The organism is Prevotella rectalis, from assembly GCF_900607215.1.
Classification (GTDB): domain Bacteria; phylum Bacteroidota; class Bacteroidia; order Bacteroidales; family Bacteroidaceae; genus Prevotella; species Prevotella brunnea.
The window spans coordinates 787,946-789,642 of record NZ_LR027822.1; the positions used below are offsets into that span (position 1 = coordinate 787,946).

Annotated in this window: 1 protein-coding gene; it reads left to right on the top strand. The window is 41.2% G+C overall.

The window, feature by feature from the left end:
- Positions 1 to 389 precede the first annotated feature (389 nt).
- Complete coding sequence (locus tag E0E16_RS11585) at positions 390 to 1,001, top strand: DUF4840 domain-containing protein (protein WP_130830412.1); 612 nt, start codon at positions 390 to 392, stop codon at positions 999 to 1,001.
- The last annotated feature ends 696 nt before the right edge of the window (positions 1,002 to 1,697 follow it).

The window sequence follows — 1,697 nt, forward strand, 5'->3', positions numbered from 1 at the left end:
AATCTCTTTTCTCCCTGTTTTCTTTTGGAGTAAGGCGAAAATTTGCGACCTTTGCTCCGAGGTTAATTGATGATATTTCACAATACAAAGTTAATTAATCTTGGGGAGACAGAGGTCTCCCTTTTTTATTTGTATTGCTGGTTGTTTTTTTTCCTCGCCGAGAGATGCAGACAACCTCTCGCTACGCTTCGAGAACGTCTGCATCTCTCGGCGAGGGCTACTCTTTTATTGCACTTCGTTTTGGAACTTGCAAACTCGGTATGTGCCCTGAAAGAGCGGATTACGTATTTTTTTCAAAAGTTTTCAGGATAATTCTTCATTAAACCGGAACTTTTTGTAACTTTGTAGCCCATGGTTGAAAGCAATTGATAATATAATATTTTATAGTTATGAAGAAAATTAATTTGTTTGCATTATTATTTTGCTTCCTTGCGGCAGGAAGCATGACATCGTGCAACTCTGATTCAACAGAGGATAATGACGTACAAACTAAAGCCGACATACAGGAAGCATTCGCAAAGGTGAAAGGTCAATATGAGGGTAAAATAGTTTACTTGGACGGAAATACCACGGATGGCATCAATGACAAAGAAGTTGCGAGGGTGAACTGCGAAATTCCAAACGACAGCACGCTCATAATCAAGTATTTCCCGAACAAACTGCTCGCCATGAATATCAAAAACAAGGCACTGAAGGAGGCGTTGGAAGCAGCGGAAGACAAAGACCTTGTGTGCAGAATAGGTTTCATCAAGAAAAAGCCGGTGGAGATGATTGTAAACCCGGTAACGCCCGAGTTCAACCTCACTTTCGACAATGCGCAGCACAAGGTATTGTTACCCTTCTTCATCAACAACATATACTCCTTCTCGCGACAAATGAGTGCGGATGAGCTTTTACTACAAATAATTGAGGCAGCTGTCGTTGTGGATGGCAAAGTAACCAAAGACTTAACCACGAATAATATCTTCAAGTTGAAGTTGGAAAGACTGATGATTCGTTAGAATCCGAAAACACAATCCAAGGGTAGAAAACGGAAACCACGAGTGGCATTGTTCGAGAACTGTTCACCCATACACCTTGCCACAGAGGAATCGAAACGATAGCATGCCACAGGGCAGAATTTCGATAAATGCCTGTGAATAAAAAACAGCACAGGCTAACCACACAAAGAAAAGGAAGGATGTGCCAACGATGGTCATCTTTCCTTTTTTTCATATTCATCGCCCACCCCAACCGGGAAAGACGCTCATCCAAAAGAAAAGGAAAAATCATGACAATCGACCACAGAAAAGCCGAACCGCGAGAAGGCTGATAATCAACGCATTGCAAATCCATTCCAAAAGCTTACCTTTTGCGATGCGAAAGCTAAGCTTTTGCACTGCATTAGCTAAGCTTTTAGAGGACAAAAGCTCATCTATTGAAAAGCCATCTCTGAATTTTGTCTTTTCCTGAATTCACTTGTCAGATCTGACGATGTATTTCTGTTTTACTTGTCAAATATTTTCTTATTTACTGAATGACTTGACATTAACATTATATAGTTTAAATTTGAAGTCAGTGCACTTGCATAAAAGAAGATGGACAACACCTAAGTTCCGTCATATTTTCGGCAAGGTCTTAGGGGGCTCGATGCCCCCTGGGACCTTTGGTGAAGATGGCATAAGACCGTCGTTCGCCATATTTTCGGCGTTCCAGAG

Excerpts from the sequence above, each read along its gene's own strand:
- E0E16_RS11585 (WP_130830412.1), top strand. The coding sequence starts at position 390 with ATGAAGAAAATTAATTTGTTTGCATTATTATTTTGCTTCCTTGCGGCA.